The sequence below is a fragment of the Streptomyces sp. NPDC008125 genome (genome assembly GCF_042957125.1).
Taxonomy (GTDB): Bacteria; Actinomycetota; Actinomycetes; order Streptomycetales; family Streptomycetaceae; genus Streptomyces.
The window spans coordinates 1-18,589 of sequence record NZ_JBIBHR010000028.1 but is presented as its reverse complement, the minus strand read 5'-3'; the positions used below and the strand labels follow the sequence as shown (position 1 = coordinate 18,589).

General features: G+C 71.7%; 3 protein-coding genes. All 3 read left to right on the top strand.

Annotation, left to right across the window (positions count from 1 at the left end):
* Window positions 1-3: 3 nt before the first annotated feature.
* Window positions 4-13,863 carry a hypothetical protein gene (locus ACFZAX_RS32320; protein ID WP_390966047.1) on the top strand — a complete coding sequence of 4,620 codons (13,860 nt, stop codon included), beginning with the start codon at window positions 4-6 and terminating at the stop codon, window positions 13,861-13,863.
* 94 nt (window positions 13,864-13,957) lie between these two features.
* The gene (locus tag ACFZAX_RS32315) at window positions 13,958-16,606 is read left to right on the top strand and encodes a hypothetical protein (protein WP_390966045.1); all 2,649 of its coding nucleotides are present in this window, start codon (window positions 13,958-13,960) and stop codon (window positions 16,604-16,606) included.
* A gap of 65 nt (window positions 16,607-16,671) precedes the next feature.
* Window positions 16,672-18,087: a hypothetical protein gene (locus tag ACFZAX_RS32310; RefSeq protein ID WP_390966043.1), complete on the top strand. Its 1,416-nt coding sequence runs from the start codon at window positions 16,672-16,674 to the stop codon at window positions 18,085-18,087.
* Window positions 18,088-18,589: the final 502 nt, after the last annotated feature.

Genomic DNA, 18,589 nt, shown 5'->3' with positions numbered 1-18,589 from the left:
CCCTTGTCCCTGGAGTTCCCTCCCGACTGCGCCTGGCTGTTCGCCGCGCTGACCGGTGAAGTACCGCCGAACGGTGACGAGGACAAGCTGTTCGCCTTGGCCGAGGTCCACAAGGACCTGCACGGCAAGCTGAACAACGACATGAAGCAGCAGATCGCCGCTGCCCTCGGCTACACCAGCGAGAGCTTCGACGGTGACGCCGCCGCGATGTACCAGGCGGCGATGAAGAGCTTCATCGGCGAGGAGGGGCTCAACTACTTCGACGCGGTCGCCGACCAGGCGCAGCTGCTCGCGACGTTCACCCGCAAGGCCGCCACCCAGCTCCAGTACACCAAGTACATGATCATCGCCCAGCTGGTGGAGCTGCTGTTCGAGGCGATCGTCGCGGCGGCGCTGGCGTTCTTCTTCGGGGCGTCGATCCAGGCCTACCTGGCGAAGTGCGCGATCGTCCGGTTCCTGATCCGTTCGTGGCTCGGCCGGGCGCTGATGACGTTGTTGATGCACCAGCTGATCAACGTGGGCATGGGCGTCGCGATGGACCTGCTGGTCCAGTGGACGCAGCTCAACAAGGGCACGCGCGACGAGTACGAGGGCGACCTGACCAAGGGTGCGGCACTGTCCGGCATGATCCAGGGGCTCCTGGCCGGTCCGTTCCAGTTCCTGGGCAGCAAGCTGGGCAAGAGGCTCGCCGACATCTTCGGCAAGGGGGGCGGGAAGCAGCTGGGCAAGGAGCTCGACAACGCGTTCCCGCAGCCGCCCGTGCAGGGCCCCAAGGGGCCGAAGGGCGCCGGGCCGAAGGCCCCGAAGACGTTCGGTGAGGACTTCGCCAAGAACTTCGCGAACGACCTGCCCCCCACCGTCGGGCCCGGTGGCAAGGCGGCCGGGGACAAGTTCGTCCGCAACATCGGCAAGACCTTCAGCGACCACCTGGGCGGCCCCGAGGCGGGAGCCGTCGGCCGCGACTGGGCGAGGACGCTGCTGGAGAACACCGGCAAGAAGGACCTCCCCAAACTGCTCGAAGACGCGCTCAAGCCGCTCGCCAAGGAGGGCGACGGCGCCTTGGGCAAGATCCTCGGCCAGGGCGCGGCCGACCAGCTGGGCAGGAGCGCCATCCGGGCGATGGCCCAGTCCGGCGTCCACGGCATCACGGAGGGCGTGTCCGAGGGGGCGCACGCGGCGGTCTCCGAGGGCTTCTACAACCTGTTCTTCAGCGACGACCACACCTTCAGCACCTCGGGCCTGACCTTCGGATCGGGCATGGTGGAGGGCCGCGTCGGACACATACTCGAAGGCGCGGGCGACAAGCTCGGGGCCAGTCTGCGCAACCAGACGCTGGAGGCCGGGTTCAGGCTGCCCGGCGCCGGTCCGGAGTCCTCGGGCGGACACACGGGGCCGGAGTCCGGCGGCGGCACGGGTACCGCCATGGCCGGCGGTACGGACGCCCCGGCAGGCACGAGCGAGGAAGACACCGCTCCGATCCCTGATCGGAGCACCACCTTGCCCCTGTCGTCCGCGATCGACGACAGCGCCCTGACGGACAACTCCGGCTCTGCGAGTCGGCAGTCGCAGGACAACGAGAGCGACACCACCGGCAAGGGCGCGAAGCAGCCCGTCGTGACCGCATCGCCGACGACGCCCCAGGGCACCAACGCCCAGGCCACGGCACCACCGAAGACTCCTGCGGCGCCACCGGCGCCCGTTCAGGCCAACAGCGGCCCCAAGACGACGAGTTCGACCCAGCAGAACACCACTTCGGGCACCAGCGGTCCGACGACCGGCCCGAACACGACCTCTACGGAGGCCGTTGCCGCGCAGGAGCATGCACAGCCGGAGAAGGACCCGAAGCAGGACCAGGACCAGGAACGGCACGAGGAGCAGGAGAAGCCCTCCCCGCCCACGACGCAGAACTCCACGCCGCGGACGCTCTCGCAGCCCGGTGTCCCCGATTCCGCCGAATCCCGTCTCGCCGACAACACGGGCGCCCCCGCCCATCCGAGCAGTAACGCACCGGGGGGACCGCCCCACACGGCCATCACCATCGAACCCGACAACAACACGAGCACGGACACCAGCACCAGCACCAGCACCAGCACCAACACCAACATCGTCAGCCACGCCCACGAAGGCGCGAGCAACTCCACACCACCGCCTCCGCCTCCTCCGCCGCCGCCTCCGTCGAATGTGTGGCTGTCCGACGAGGTGCGACGCTTCGGTACGGATGCCTCCGAAGGCGTCAGCGGCGTCCACCTCGCGCCGATCTCGGACCAGGTCGCCACGGCTCTCCAGCAGCAGGCGCTCGACACGCTGGAGCCGGCCAACGGCCGCCTCACCGACGCACAGCGTGCGGAAGCGCGCGAGCAGCTGGCCGGGCTGCTCTCCCCGCAGGCGCTCCAGGACAACCGTCTGATGCTGCTCAGCAAGGACGGCCACCCGATCACCCTGACCGTCGGCGGCAAGCCGCGCTCGCTGGCCGTACAGCTGCGACTGGAGAACCCCAAGCCCTCCACGCTGTTCGGCGTCGGCAACCGTATGCCGCCGCACAACAACGAGCAGCGGCACGCGGCCGCGTTCGACAGCACATCCACCGCATCCACCACCGCCGTTCGTACGATCTCCCCGACTCCGTTCTCGAACACCTTCAGCGTGCTCAAGGGCTTCCTCACCGGCGTGCCCGCCTCGCTGAACTTCAACATCACCCATCAGCAGAAGACTCTGTCGACGACGGTGAGCAGTGCGGTCAACTCCACCAGCCTGCTCCGTAGTTCCGAGCCGGCCAGCCCCTTCGACTACACCGCGCTGGGCCGGGTCCGGGAGGCTTCCCCGCTCCCGTTCCAGGAGATCTCGCAGAACCGGGCGGACGTGCGGGAACTCGGCACGGTGTCCGCGTGGTTCCCCGAACATCTGGCCGTACCCGGCTACGACGCGGCGGCCCGCAAGGGCTTCAACCACATGGAGGCGGCCGGTTTCCAGGAACAACTCGACGATTCGCCGCTGTGGGTGATGGACTCGATGGCCGACCCCGGCAGCCTGCTGCGCGAGGTCCGGACCCGTTTCGGCGAGCAGTTCGGCTCCCTCGACGCCGGCTCGCTCGCCACCGTGGAGAAGTTCCTCGGCGCCGAACACCTCCTCGGGGCGCTGCCTCTGCAGCGGGCGACAGGCCGCCCCGGCGGCAGTACGGGCACGTGGTCGCCGGTCCTGCTGGACAAGAGCGGCAACGCCATCGGCCTGTTCAAGGTCACGGCGGAGGTGACCCACCGCAGGGGCAGGGAGATCCTGGTCGGTCCGAAGTACAGCCTGGAGCGCTTCCTGGAACGTCAGCTGAAGACCGACTCGCTGTCGAAGGTGTCCCGGGGGTTCGACATCGAGGGCGGATTCGGCGGCGTGTTCAACGCGATGCCGGAGGAGGCCGACAAAGCGTTCCGGGACTTCCATCTCGGCGGCTCCGTGCTGCCCAAGGGCGGTCACGGCCGACAGAAGGACCAGAGTCTCGGCGCGGGCGCCACACACGGCGTGACACACAACATCCGCACCAACAGCGGCCACGTACTCACCCCGGCGAACGTGGTCTACCGTGTGGAGTTCATCGCGGCGGACGGGAAGGGGACAGGTCCGCTGTCGATGTCACCCACCCGGGTCCGGCTCAGGATGCTCACCCCGCAGACCGTGAGCGGCACCGTACCCACGACGGCCACGCAGAAGCAGGCCCCCCCGGAGGTGGCGCGGCTCGACGCGATCGGCCTGACCACCACCCCCCTGGCGGTGCACGGCAAGGGCGTCACCGACGTACTCGAACAGGCCCGGACCTGGCTTCTGGACAACGGCTACCTCCCGCGTGAGGGCCTGCAGGGCAGCATCTTGACGGGCGAGGGCCTGGTCAAGGCCCGTCTGGAGAACCTGCGCAAACTCTCCCTGCTGGGTTCCCAGCACGGCCTGCTCGGCGCCATGGACGAGCTGGTCGACGGCGGCCTCGTGCTGCACTTCAACAAGCCCAAGTTCGGCGGCGGTGTGGACCGCGTCCGGCTCCGCTTCACCCTGGACCGCGCTCCCGGGGACACCACCGTCCCCACCCATCGCACCTCGCTGGACCATGTCCATCTGCCGAGCACCAGCAGCCTGACCGTGCCCGGAACCAGCCAGGAGTCGTCGGGCCGTGCCGGCACCTTCCAGGTGGCCGCCCAGATGACCGGTTTCGCAGCAGGCCACGGCAGGGGCGCGTTCACCGCCGACTACAAGGGCACCTGGCAGACGACGGACACCTCGACGACCGCCGCGGGAGTCTCGCACTCCCAGATGATCATCACCACCCAGCAGACGACGGAGGTCTTCCGGGTCCCGGCCGTGTTCGCGGTCGAGATCACCGATGGGTCCGGTCCGCTGCCCGCCACCACGTACACGTCCGCCACCGAGCCCCAGAGCGGGCCCCGGCCCGAACCCGTCACCATCGACCTGGCGGTGCCGGAGAAGCGGACCGAAAATTTCTCGCAGACGTACGGGGAGGCGGTGCTCCAGCCGCAGGGCACCAAGCTGCCTCCAAAGGCGCAGACGTTCCTGCTCCCCGACAGCTCTCTCGTCGACGTCGTGCGCGGCAGCAAGCAGTTGTACGAGGCGGTCGACGCGATGCTGGGCGACCTCTCGACCCCCCAGGCGGAGCAGGAGCGCACCGACGACGTCGAGCTGAACGAGTTGGGCAACTCCGGCGGTCCCGGCCACGGCCCGGCCCTGCCCTTTTTCCGCACGGACGTTCCGGTGGGCGGGGCCCGGGCCGACACCTCTCCGGCGTCGACCTGGTGGGGGGCGGCGACCGGGGCCGCGATGTCCGTCGTCGACTCGGTGCTGTCCATGGCCACGGTGGTCCGGCAGACCATGTCCACCGGGGACCGCACCGACCAGGGCATGCTGCTGCACGAGGCTCTGCACGCGCAGCTGACGCCCGCCGCGCTGATGTCGCGCGCGCACCAGATGGTGAAGGGGGTCTTCGTCATCGACGACCTGTTCGCGCCGGGGGTGTGGGGCGGCACCGACCTGGTCGTCGAGGTGAAGGCCGTACTCACCAATCCGCAGGATCTGGGTACGGTCCAGCAGTACGGCGAGACCGACATCGGAGCCACCGACAGCGCCTCCCACCAGGTCACGGAGACCTCCTCGCACCAGGGCGGCCCCGGCTTCACGGCGAAGTACGGCCAGAGCCTGGAGGAGGCCGAACAGGCCGCTGCCAAGCCTGCCGCCACCGATCCGTCCGCGCCCGGCGCATCGAAGCCGGTCACGGGCGGCGCCGGCGTAAAGGGCGTCTACGGGCGGGGGAACAGCAGCTCGGTGACGACGTCGGCGTCGACCAGCATGACGCGGGTCCCCACCGAGAGCGGTACCCACCACCGGATCAGCGCGGACATCACCTACGAGGTGACCGTCCACCGGGGACACCGGCGGGTCTCCCCGCTGAACCGGACCGCGGACTCGGTGACGCGCACGGTCCACGTGCCGGGCGGCATCACGTTCCTCGCCACGGCCGATCAGCTCCGGCGCGGCGGACCGAAGCTGGCGCCGATCGCCGGCGAGGAGACGGGGGCGCCCCGCCCCGACACCGCCCGGCTGCCGTACCGCTTCGTCGAGCACGGCGCGCTCGGACTGGCGGCGGTGCTGGAGGCGACGCTCCTGTCGAAGCCGCATCCGCATCCGGCCCAGGCCGACGAGAACACATCCCAGGAGCAGAGCTCCGCCGAGCAGACGGCCGAGGAGCCGGAACCCTTTGACGGTGACCCGCGTCAACCCCATCTGCTGCGCGAGAAGCTCACCGACCTGGTCCGGAAGCACGCGCCGGGCAGCCTCACCCCAGGCCACCGGAACTACGTCCCCGGGCTGGCCCAGCGCATCGCGGACTACACCTCCCCCGCCGCTCTCGGCGCGCTGCCCGGGCGCGGCGCCGACGGAGCGCTGAGCTTCAGCTTCCCGTACACGGGCGGCCCGATCACCCGTACCGTCACCGTGCGGGTGCATGGCAGGCCCGCGTGGACGAAGGAACAGCTCCGCCTGGTGACCGGCCGCAGCGGCGACGCGGGTGCGGGGGTGGAGAACTTCTCCGCCCACGCCCCCGCGAACGTCACCGAGAGCCGGGTTCGTACCACCCGCGTGGGCTTCACCGTGCCGGGCAGCATCGTGCTGCCGACGTCCGTCGAGACATCCCGCAAGGCGATCCTGAGCCCTTCCGCCGGCGGCTCGACGACCCGTTCGGACACCGTGAGCAGGACACTCACCGCCGAGGATCGACTGTGGCAACGCGTCGAGGGCGGCAACGAGTTCACCCTCGCGTACACCTTCACCGCCGATCTGCACGTCGAAGGCAACGACCCCGCCAAGCGTCCGTCCGAGGAAGTCGACGGACGGGTCACCCTGCGGTTCTCCGGGGACACCTCCCGCGAGCAGGCCCCGAAGAAGCCGACGGGGAAAGTTCCCCAGGAGGTCGGCACCAAGGACCCGAGGCTCTCCGGTCCGCTGGCCACGGCGAAACCGCTCCGCCCCACCGGGCACGAGGTCGCGTACGCGCTCAGCAACCAGCAGGACCTCCTGAACGCGGTGCAGGAGCTGGCGCCCGAGCTGGCCGGCAAGGGTACCGGCTCCGGAAGCTCGTCGGAGGCGGCCGCGGTGCGGCTGACCGAGCTGCTGCACGGCGGCAGCATCACCATGGACCCGGTGCGGGAGGCGGCCGGAGCGGGAGGGACCGTCACCGGGACCGCGAAGCACCCCCGGGTCACCCTGTCGACGCAGGTGTTCCGGCCGCGCGTGATCGACACCACCAGGAACGTGACGGTCGACCGGGTGCGGGTGACCGGATTCAGCGCGAGCGCCGGCTCCTCGACCTCCCGCAGCAGCGCCTTCACGCTGGGTGTGTCCGGAACCCTGACCGCGGATGGCGGCTTCGAGGCCGGCGGATCGGTGCCCCTGCTCTCGTACCAGTCCGTCCCGGGCGGTCAGGGCGGCGGGGTGTCGGCACTCGCCCGGCACTGGGAGAAGAGCGGTACCGCAGGCATGCCCGGCGCCGACCAGGGGCTGGTCACGCACGAGGTCGAGGTCGACACCGTCACCACGCTGACCGGCCCGGACGGGAAGGTGCGGTACGCGACGGGCACCGCGTTGCTGCGGGTACCCGAACGCGATCTGCTGGGCCTCGGCGTGCTCCCCGAAGCACACCGCGGCGAGGGGGTGTGGGACCTGTCCGCACCGGACGTGCGGGGCCGGACCGCCTCACAGGTCGCGCAGCTGATCACCGCCTCCGACGACGTGCTGCCTCAGGGAGCCGTGGTGCAGCTGTGGCTCGATCTGGGGACGAACCCCACCCCGGACGAGCGCTTCGTGGCGCTCCACCGGGCGCAGTCCATCGCCAAGGAGAGCGGGCAGACCCTGGAGCTGGCGCTGCGCGACGGCGACGGCACCCGCGTCTGGACCCTGGCCCCGGACAGCGACGTGTTTCCCGACCGGGACGGCGCGCGAGAACAACTGCGTTACGCACGCGAGCAGTTGGAGATATTCGAGCAGGAGCACGGCCGGCCGCCCGCCCCGGTCCAGAATCCGTGGGAAGCACTGCGGCAGGCCACCGAGCTCCGTACCGCCGCCGATCTCGCCGTCCAGCGGGCGCGGCGGGCCCACGCGGAACAGGTGGCTCTCGTGGCGGGCTTCGACCGCACGGAGACCGAGGCGCGCGATGCCCTGCGGAAGGCCACCCGTCTGCTGGAGTCCACCAGCAAGCGGCTCGCCGCGGCGGCCCCCGACCGGGTCGGGACGCTGACCACGCATCGGACCACACTGCTCGAAGCGGTGGCCCGGCTGGAGCGGACCGTCGCGGCGTACGACGATCTCGGGGTGACCGGCGAGTCCAGGCACACGGCCGAAACCCTGCTGGACGAGACACTGCTGACAGAGCGAGCCGCCCAGCTGGAGCTCCAGTGGCACGGGCTGACGCGGAGCGTCGAGCGGGCGAACGCACGGCTCGTCGAGATCGGGGTGGAGCAGCTCACGCTCGCCGCCGCCATCGCGCGGGCGCACCGGGCCGGTGGTACCGAGGTGCCCGGCCTCCCGGTGCCACCGCTCTCGGACCCGGCCACCCAGTCGCTCGCCTCGCTCACCCCTCGGTGGCCGTCCCCCCGGACCCCGGACGACAGTGCGGCGCCGGCCCCGACCGGAACCGGCGGTTCCCGCGAGGTGGGCCGGCGGACGGAGAACCCGGTGCTTCCGCACGAGGTGGCCGCGCTCCCGGAGACGAAGACGGCCGCCGTGAACACCGAGCGCTTTGATCCGAAGCTGGAGCAGACCCGTAGCCGGGAGGGACTCCTCGACGGTTCGCTGACCCTGATCCGCAACCACGTGCGGCGGATTCGCATGCGGGACGGACGGACCGTCCGGCAGTTCTACGTGGCCCTGCCCGTGCGGCTCACCGACGGATTGAGCGCGCAGGACCTGGCCGCGTTGCAGACCCGCCTTCAGTCGACCCTGGACGCCCACGTCAACACCGGATACGTCCTCCCGGAATCCGGCGACCAACTGCACGTCACGGTGGAGCTCGTGCAGGCGCCCGAGCACGGCGAGGCGGTGACGCTCTCGCAGTCGGACGGTCCGCCGGTCCGCGCCGACCAGCGCAGGTGGGACGTCGGGCACGGCGACGCGGTGCTCACGCACGAGATCCTGCACTACCTGGGCCTGGCCGACGAGTACTCCGATGCCCGGGAGCAGCGCGAGGACCGCCACCTGTTCCGGCGCGACGACCGGGCGAGCGGGGTGCGCCGCGAGGGTCTGATGGTGAACACCCTCCAGGAGAGCCTGGAGAACCTTCCGAGCGACTACCTCGCCACCATCGAGCGGGTCAGTGAGAACGCGGTCGTCCCGCTGAGCCTCGTACTCTCCGGTGACGACGACGAGCCCGCGTTCCACGAGAGCGGCCGTCACCCGGACGACAACCCCGGCGACGCGTCGCAGCAGAGTGTCAGCCACAGTCCGCAGCAGGACGACGGCCGGACCTACCTCAAGCAGCCGCACTACGCCTCGGGCGACCAGTTCGCCATCGCCGCGGCGCTCATGGCAGACGAAAAGCTGTCGGTCGTCATCACCTTCGAAGAGGAGCAGTCCGCTTCGACGGACACCGGCACCTCCGGCAGCAGCCGGCGGAAGGCGGAGACGATCCGGAAGTTCTACCTGGAATCCGGAATCCCCGCCGACCGGATCCAGGTGATGCCCGCCGCCGACTCCAAGGCCTTCTTCAAGGCGTTCGTCGATGACCTGAAGCTGAGCAGCAAGGAGAGGGGAAACCGGGTCCTGGGGGTCGGAGACGCCACCCGGATCGTGGGGAAGCAGTTCAGTACGGAGCTGCGCGAGACCGTCAAGCAGTCCTGGAACCTGGATCAGGAGCAAGACACGGCCGTGGAGTCCTGGTTGGCGACGAAGGGCGTCACCCTCGACGGGACCGACCGGGTCGCGGTGCTGTGGTCGCGGTTCAGCGGCAAGAAGGGTGAAGTGCACATCGAGCACGACACCGGTTACATCGGCATCGCAGAGATCATCGCGGGCCTCGGTGACGTCAAGGCCGTGCTGATCGTGGGGGACTCCGGCGCCGAGCCGGGCCGGGGGGAGAAGCTGTCTCCCGGCAAGGAGAAGTTCCGTTCCATGGCGGCGTACTTCAACGAGGGAGAACTCCCCGGCAGCGACGAGCGGGTGCGCCACGACGCGTTCAATGCGCGCGTGGTCGACCTCACCGAGTTCTGGAACGACCCCGGGGCCGCCGCCTGGGGAGGCACCACCCGCACCGGACAGTTCCGGCTGTTCGACTATCTCGACCGTCACTCGACGGCCCGGCACCTCGGCTTCCGCAGCGGCAACCTCGAAGCCATGGCGCTCATGGGCTTCCCCGTCCGCTATCTGGAGGAGCCCAACAGCGAGATGGGCGGCGATCGGATGACCGTCTGGCACACCGCCGGGACCGGGCCGGACGGTTCTGGGCGCACCGTACTGGGAGGCCTCGCCCCGAACTACGAACGCCTCATGGTGAGCAGGCCCCCCACCCGCTCCGGGCAGCACCAGAAGACTCTGGACCTGTCCGTGCGCGCGAAGCAGGAGAAGCACGCGCGGTGGCATGTCGAGGACAAACTCGCCAAGCACCTGACCACGTCCCGGCCGAAGGGGTTCACCGACGAGGACCTCGCCAACTTCGACGCCTTCCTGAAGACGGGCGACCCCGGTGACGGCATCCCCACCGGCCTGCGGGAGCAGGTGCGGGACATCGGGCAGCGTGCCCACACGGAGCACATCGCGGTCGAGGGCCTGAAGCAGGACATCGCGAAGGCCGCGCGCGCGAAGGGCGCGCAGAGTCCGCAGGGCCAACAGCGCAAAGCCGCACTGGAGGAGCGGCTGCGCACGGCGCAGGAAGAGCTGGACACGGTCCTCGCGGAGTTCTCCGCGCTCTTCGGCCCGGAAACGGGACACGAGCGCCACGACATCCTGCGTGCCCGTAACGCGGAGACGCAATCGGTCGCGCATCTGCTCACGGAGTCCCTGCCGTCGACCACCGGCACCGGTCGGCAGGGTGCGGCGCGGGGACCCGAGTCCCGGCTGGCCCCGGAGAGCACCGTCGGCCGGCCCAGCAGCCAGTCGCCCCCCGACAGGCCGCGAGGCGCCGCCAACGGCTCACGTGGAGGGAGAGGAGGACGCGGGAGGGGCGGCGCCAACAACGCGACCCCTCACCCGGTTCCCACGCCCCGGCCCCCACTGGTGCCGGAGGTCCGCTACCGCAACGCCTCCTTCACCGCCCTCACCAGGGGCACCGCCGGACGCGGCACCCTCACACCGGGGAGCTACCGCGCCCACGTGGCCGCCAGCGTCGGGCAGGGACGCCCGGCCTCGTACGTGGTGAACGCGATCGTGGACGGACAGACGTTCGCGCAGGAAGGCCGGCTCCAGAGCTTCGTCGACTCGGTGCTGCGCGGGCTGTCACCCGAGATGCGTCGGCGCACGGTCATCGTCATCGGGGTCAACGGGCGGGTCACTTCCCCGCACGAACTGTCGCGGCTCCACGACGCCATCGCCGCCGGAAGCCAGAACATCGACTCACCGGTCCCGCTGGCCGTCGTCGCCGTGCCCATGCGGTGGAACTCCAGGGCGTTCCCCTTCGGGGAGGCGCGCAACACGACCCTGACGAGCGACGCCACCCGGCAGGCCCTGCACGGCCTCGTCGCACGGAACAGCCACCCCTACCTGTCCTTCATGGACTTCGACGAGTACCCGCACACCGTGCCCTCCGGCCCGCACATCTTCGACCACTTCGCGCGCGAGCTCGCCTTCCCCCCGCACGCGACGACCGGCTCCACCGGGTCGATACCGCCGTTGCGGCCGTTGCTGATGTCGGGCGGCTACCGGATTCCCGTCAGGACCGACGCCGCGGGGCGCGCCCAGCTCGTCAGGGAGACACGCGAGCGGTGGCAGCGGTACAACGCGGAGAATCCGAACAGGAGTCTCGGGGAACCTCCGGCAGACCTGGCGGAGATGGTCGAGGAGTTCGACCGGGAGATCAGGGAGGACATGCGGGCCAGGGCCCGCATGTCCGGTCAGGCACCGTTCCAGGCCTACTCACCGGAGCCGAACCTCTTCGTCGACGGGCTGGCCACGCTGCTGGAAGGTGCGGGACCGACGCCGCCGCCGGTCCGCTTCAGCACGGGCAGCGCCGAGTTCAACGGCCTGGCCCTGTCTCTGATGCACCTCGCGGCCTGGGAGATCGTCCAGGACCACGGGACGGATCCCGACGGATCGCTGAGGACGGCTGCCGAAATGCTGCGTCCCGCCGTGCGCGGCACCGCCTTCGTGATCGACTTCGAGAACGCCGCGACACAGACCGACCTGTCCCGGCTGTATTTCGGCATGCTCCAGTCCCGGCGCACGTCGGCGCCCCAGCCGTCGCCTCATCTCACCGAGTCGCAGATCAGCCGGCACCGGCTGCGCGTTCCGCAGAGCCACCTCAACCCGGTCCCGTACGGGAAACTCTTCCAGGAGCCGGAGCCTTCGGCCGAGAAGCCCCTGTCGAAAAGCGCCACTTACCAGGCGCTGGCCGACCTGCGCGAATCCGGGGTGCCGCTGACGAATCCGCCCCGGCCGTCCTCCTCCGAGGACGTCAACCGGACACCGACGATCCTTGATGACCTCGCGCGACGGAATCTGCTGGAAAGGCTGTCGACACCGCTGCCGTCCCCGGGCGGCCTGTGGGCCGGACTCCAGCCGGGCGCGCTGAACGCGTACACGTACGCGATGAACCTGCTGTACGGAACCGACGCGGGAGTGCTTCAGAGGAGCTTCCACGAAATCGCGTCCACCTACCTCGCCCCGACCGGTGACCTCACCCTGACCACGCGGCCCGGATCGTTCTTCGCCGCCCTCGCCCAGGCGCTGGACCCCGGCGCTCGGACGGCCGCGCGGCAGGATCCCCTCTCCTCCGCCTTCCCCGTCCCCCTCGACGACACCGTGCGGCAGATGCTCGTCAGCCTCCAGCAGGAGTACGCCACCACCCCCAGCGCCCAGCGACTGCTCGCGGACGCCGCACGGCAGGGACTGACGGTCGAGGACCTGACCACCCGGCTGTTCACCGGCCGCGTCCACCCCATGGGCCACGTCCTCGACGAGTACATCGGCGGACGGGCTGAATCCGGGGCCGGCCTGTCGACGCCCACCGCGGTCACGTTCACCATCGACGACTCCGCGCGCTTCCTGCTGGGCCTCTACGCGAGCTCCCTCGGACGCGGCCTCCAGGTCACGGGGCCCGACGGGAGGATCCACACCCTCGGGCCCGCCACGGACCTCGCTCCGCTCCGCGTCAGCTGGCGGGCGGGCGAGGGCTGGTCGGCCGACACGGAGGACAGCGGGGGCTCCGGGGCGTCCGGCCCGGGCGACAGCGGGACCCCCGGGGACAAGGGCAAGAAGGTCGAGCGGGGTCCGCGCCCGCCGTGGGCCCCCGCCGGGAACACCGCCCCGCCCGCAACCAGCCCCCGCAGGCGCGCCGAGCTCGTGGAGAACCCCGTACCACCAGGAGACCGGACCGCGTTCCAGGGCGCGGCCACCGCCGCCGTGCGTACCGAGCGGTTCGACCCGAAGCTGCTCCAGCTGGACCGGCGGCCGGGAATCCTCGACGGTTCCGACACGCTCATCCGCTACCGCGTCCGCCGGGAGCAGACCGCCGACGGACGCATCGTGCGCCACTTCGTCGTCGCCCTGCCCTTCCGGCTCGCGGAAGGGCTCACCCCGGCCGATCTCTCCCTCCACCAGGCGCTTGTGCAGGAGACCCTCGACACGCACGTCAACCGTGGCTACCGGCTGCCCGAGTCGGGCGACCAGTTGCGCGTGACCGTCGAGTTCTCGCACGCGCCCACGCACGACGAGGCAGTGGCTCTCTCGAACGATTCGGTGCCTGGGCGCGCCGACCAGTCGCACTGGGACATCAACGACGACGAAGCCGTCATCGTCCATGAACTGCTCCACTACCTCGGTCTCGCCGACGAGTACTCCGAAGCCTCCGAGAAGGACCCGCATCTCTTCCGGCGTACCGACGACGCCGGCGGGGTGCGCGGTGAGGGCCTGATGGCGCACACCCGCCAGGAGAGTCTGGAACACCTCCCGTACGACTACCTCGCCACCATCGAACGAGTCAGTGACAACGCCGTCGTACCGCTGCACACCACACCGGCCGCTCAGACGGCGACGGAGCCGGAGCCCGGGCCGGAGTCCTCGAAGAAGACCACCGCGGAGCATCCGGAACACGGACCCACGCACTCCGCGCTCTCGGACCTCGCCCTGCACATCCTCACCGGCGGGTCCACCACGGGCCCTGCGGGTCCCGCATGAAGTCCCGGGAGCTAGGGTCAGCGTCGCAACCAGGCACAATCATTGATGGAGGGTCAGTGCAGCGCAGCAGCTTCACCCGTCGGGAGGGCTCCCGGTGAGCGGACTGGCCTCGCGGCTGCCTCGCTGGCGCGGACGGCACTCGGCGGCGGAACCCTCCCCCGGCCGTGCCGGGTCCGGCCCCGTCGCCCGTGACCCGGAGGGCCCCCATACGGTCCTCGACGAGCTCGGCGCGGGATCCGGCCCCGGCGGCGCGTCCGGATTCCTGCTGCGTTCCTCCGCCGACCGCCGTACCTCCGTGCGGGAGCTGGCCACCCGCCTGCGTGTCGAGCGGGAACGCCCGGTGATCGTCGTCGACGTGGCCGCGGACGCGGCGGGGAACCTCGGCGAGGAGCTGGGCGGGCTGCTCGCCCGGCTGCGGGACGACCATCGCTCCGCAGCCCGGCTGGTGATGTCCGGCGCCGCCGCACGGAAGCCCGACGGCCGGCTCCCCCTGGCGCAACGGCTCGCCGACGGTTGGGACTTCGAGATCGAGGCGCCCGACGCCGCAGCGGTCCTGCTGCCCGGCGGCGGGCTGTACGTGAGCGAGCCGGCGACCCCGGCGGGCGGCTGGTGGCGCTTCGCACCGGGCACGGAACCCGTGGCTCTGGGCGCACGCCTGCCCGCCCCGCACTGGCAGCGCGCGCTCGCCCGGGTACCGCTGGGCGAACTGGGCGACCACACGGTCCGGCAGATACCCGCGGGGCTGCTGCTGCACCCCACCGGCGAGGCTGCGCCCCGCCCCGGCGATCTGGCGTTCGCCCTCGCCGTGCACCCGGACCGGCTGACCGTGCTGGTGAACGGCGCGCAGAGCCGGGACGACCTCGCGGAGGACCTGGCCACACTGCTCGCCCGGCTGCCTGCGGAACTGCGTGACCGGGTGCGGCTGGCCCCGGGCGGCGGGCCCGATCTGCTGCCCGTCGCCCAGCGTGTGGCGGACCTGCTCGGCACGGAGGTGACGGTCTGCACGGGACTCCCGTTGTCCGTGCCGGACGCGTCGGGGGACGCGCGTCAGGAGCGGATACGGCTGGTGTCGGCCGAGGGCGAGTACACCTGGCCCGCCCTGCTCACCGCGGTGAGCTGCGCCCCGGCGGAGGAGGAAGCCGGGGAAGCCGGACCGGGCGCCCCACGGCCGGCCCCGCGTCCGGTGCACTGGCTGCTGCCCGACGCGGTGACCGGCCCTGATCCGGAACCCGCCGTGGGCCGTCTGCCCGGCGGATCGTACGTGGTGGCGGTGCGGGCCGGCCTGTGGGTGGGCCGCTCCCCCGTTCCTCCGGCCGAGGTCCGGGAGCGGCCCGCCGAGGAGCGCGCGATGCGCATCGAGGTGGGGGACGCGGGCGATGACGGACCGACCCGGAGCGCACTCCTGAAGGCACTCGCCGCCCTGTTGCCGGAGCTGGACGGTCAGGTACGCGAGTACGCCGAGATCGCCCCGCCCGCCGGTGCGGGGTCCGAGACGGTGGACGCGTTGCGGCGCTTCGCGGTACGGAACGCGCTGATGTTCGCCGCGCCGAGCCCGCGTCCCGCAGTCGCGGCGAACGCACCGTCGCCCGCACCTGTCGCGCCGGCACCCGCCGCACCCGCGCCCGCGCCCGCCACTCCCGTACCCGCCGCGCACGCGCCCCGGCCGGTCCCCGCAGAGGCGCGCACCACGACGACACCCCCGGCCCAGGCTCCGGTCCTCGCTCCCGCACACGGCCAGGCTGCGGCCCCGGCCACTCGCCCGGCCACCAGCAGCCGCCACGCCGGACCGCCGAAGCCCCCCGCGACGGGAGCCGGAGCGCCCCCGGATGCTCCGCAGCCCGGCCGCACCGCCCCGCAGGTCGCCTCAGTTCCGAGCACGCCCGCGCCCCACGATCCGACGCCGAATCCGACACCGACGCCGGCTCCGCGCCCGCCTGCTCCGACACCTGCGCCGCCTCCGGCCCCCGTCGCCGTCGCGTCCCGCCGGCTCCTCGCCCCTGCCTCGGCTCCGACCGGCTTCAGCAGTGGCGCGGACCGAGCCGCCTTCCGCGAGCTGGCCGCGTCGGTCTGGGAGGAGCACACCGGCGCGGTCAACCGGGCTCTCGTGCAACTGCCCGCCCTGCGCGGCCCCAAGGAGGAGCAGGCACAGGCCGACCTCGTCGCCGTCCACCTGTATCTCATGTCGGCACCCGACGGACGGTTCGGAGCGCTCGCGCTCGCGGCCGACGCGGGTGCGAGGGGCGGCGAGCTGGCGCCGTACGCCGCCTGCCTCGCCTCGGGACTGCGGAGGCTGCCCGCGCTGCGGGGCACGCTGATCCGGGCCGTGCCGGGGCCCGGGATCACGGACGACGCCGTTCCTGGTGCCGTGCTGCGCTGCGACGCGCCGCTCGACGTCGTGCACCGCGAGCAGAAGGGTGCGCCCGCGCCGCCGCCCGGCCATGTCCGTTACGTCATAAGGCCGGTGACCGCGCGTCGTACCTCGGTGCTCGCGGCCCCGGGTGCGGGCAGCGCGACGGCGGTCTTCGCGGCGGGTACCGAGTTCTCCGTACTGGCCAGGCACGAGGCGTCCGAGGAGGCACCGGCGCGCGTGCTGCTGGCGGAAATCCCGGGCGGGGCGACCCAGTTCCGGCCTCCGTCGGACGAGGCGGTCGCCCGGCTCGACGAGGCGGCCCGCCAGGACGCGGGCGGGCCGGCCTCGGGATGGCCCGCCCGCTGCACCGGCCACTTCCCGTGCCGTACCTGAGCCGGCGGTCGCACGCCACCGCCCGTTTTCCCGCTCCCCATCCTGAACCGTCCGAGAGGCATCTCATGGCACCCAGCGAGTCAGCCGCAGCCGAGTCCGCCCCAGCCGGTGCGGAGTCCGGCACTCCCGGCTCACCGGTCCCCCGCGCAGCGGCAGTCACGGTCCTGGCCGAGGAGCCGTCCACCGGGCTGTTCCCGGTGAGGCCTACGGCCGGGGTCGCCGCGGCGCCGGGCGGCAGCGGTACCCCCGCCACGGTGTCCGGTTCCGCAGCCCCGGCCGCCGGAGGCGAGGGCGAGGAAGCCGAAGCGCCCCGGACAGCGGCCGAGGCGCAGCCCGGAGCGGAGACCGCAGAGCAGCCCGGGTCCGAGCCCGGGCCGGAAGCGGTCACTGCCGCCGCCGGCTCGACCGTCCCCGCTGCCGCCGGGGCGAGTACGGCCGAATCCGCCGGGAGCACCACCGTGGCGGCGACCGCCGGTGCTGCCCGCGCCCGCCGTACCGGTGTGCTGCCCCTGGGCCGTCCCGGCAAGCCGCTGATCGCCGCAGCCGTGGCCGGCGGGCTGGTCCTGGTCGGTGTGCCCTTCCTGATCTCCGGCCTGTCCGGATCCGACGACACCTCCGTACCCGCCGCGCTCGCGCCCGCGGGCAGCCGGATGGGCCCCGACGGCTCCGGCCCGGGCTTCGTGCCGGGCCGGCAGAACGCCCCCGGTGGCAACCCGCAGAAGTCCGGCGGCCAGTCCGACGGCACGTCCACCACCGGCTCCGCGGCAGACCGCTCCGGTACGGGCGGAACGGCGACGGACGCGATCCACGAGGCCGGCACGGAGAACCTCCCCCGGGGCACGGCCGAAGTGACCCCGAGCCCTGGGGCTGAGAGGGCCGCATCCGGGAAGAACGCCGAATCAGGAGCCGCCGACGCCCCGGCCCCGACGAAGAGCAGCGCCGCCAAACCGGTGTCGCCCCAGCGGGAGCCGGTGGCCGCGGTCACGTACAGCCACCTCATCGGCCCCGGTTGCGACACCCCCGGCTTCGCCACGTCCGACCAGTGGCGCGACGGCCTCCAGGGCTGGGTCGGCAGAACCGGCAGCCAGACGTCCTACGGGTGCAGCGGCTTCTACTACAGCGTTCCGCTGTCCAACAGCACCTCGACGTCCAACGGCTACGCCCAGTGGAAGTTCCCCACCGGGTCGGTGACCAATGGCACCTGCCAGGTCTCTGTCTACGTCCCGAACGTCAAGGACATCACCCGGGTCGGCGGCAACCCGGCCCACTACGCCGTCCACCGCTACTTCGAGGCCAAGCCGAGCACCCAGATCGGCACCTTCGAGATCGACCAGCCCTCGCACCTGGGTCAGTGGGTCAACGCCGGAACGTTCCCGGTGAGCACGGGCAAGATCTCCATCGTGCTGGAGAACCGCGGAAAGACCTCCGGCAACCGGCACGCCGCCGCCGCTCCGATCAAGGTGAACTGCAAGGCGTCGTAACCCTCTGCCGTCGTGACCACGTGCCGCGCGACGGCCGTCGGACCCGGTCCGCGCCGGCCGGAGAGCACGGACCGGTACCTGATGCTTCTGCCCCCCGGTCGTCTGCCGCGGTACCAGGCGCACGGGTCCCCCCGGCCCACGAGCGACGCGCTCGTCGGGCCGAGGGGACACCGGCCCGCAGATCTCCGGCAGTCCCCGTGCCGCGCGACGACTAGGCCGTGTCTGACAATTCCCGCCGGGCGGGCGGCGCCCGGCACGGCACCTCGCGGCGTTGTCGGACCGCCCGAGTACATCCAGTACACAGGCGATCCTCCGCCTTGCGATGCACCGCACCGGACACCGCCCGCCGAACCGACGCGAATTATCAGACACGGCCTAGAAGACTGATGAAGATCTTAGGCTTCTGGCCCTGCCGCGTGAGCGGCAGGGCCAGACTCGTTGTGTGGCGATGGGTGAGCGGGTCGGGGAGAGCGTCGGGCCGGACGTGTGGGAGACGTGCCGG

Coding starts and splice junctions, on each gene's coding strand:
- ACFZAX_RS32310 (WP_390966043.1), top strand. CDS start 16,672: ATGGCACCCAGCGAGTCAGCCGCAGCCGAGTCCGCCCCAGCCGGTGCG.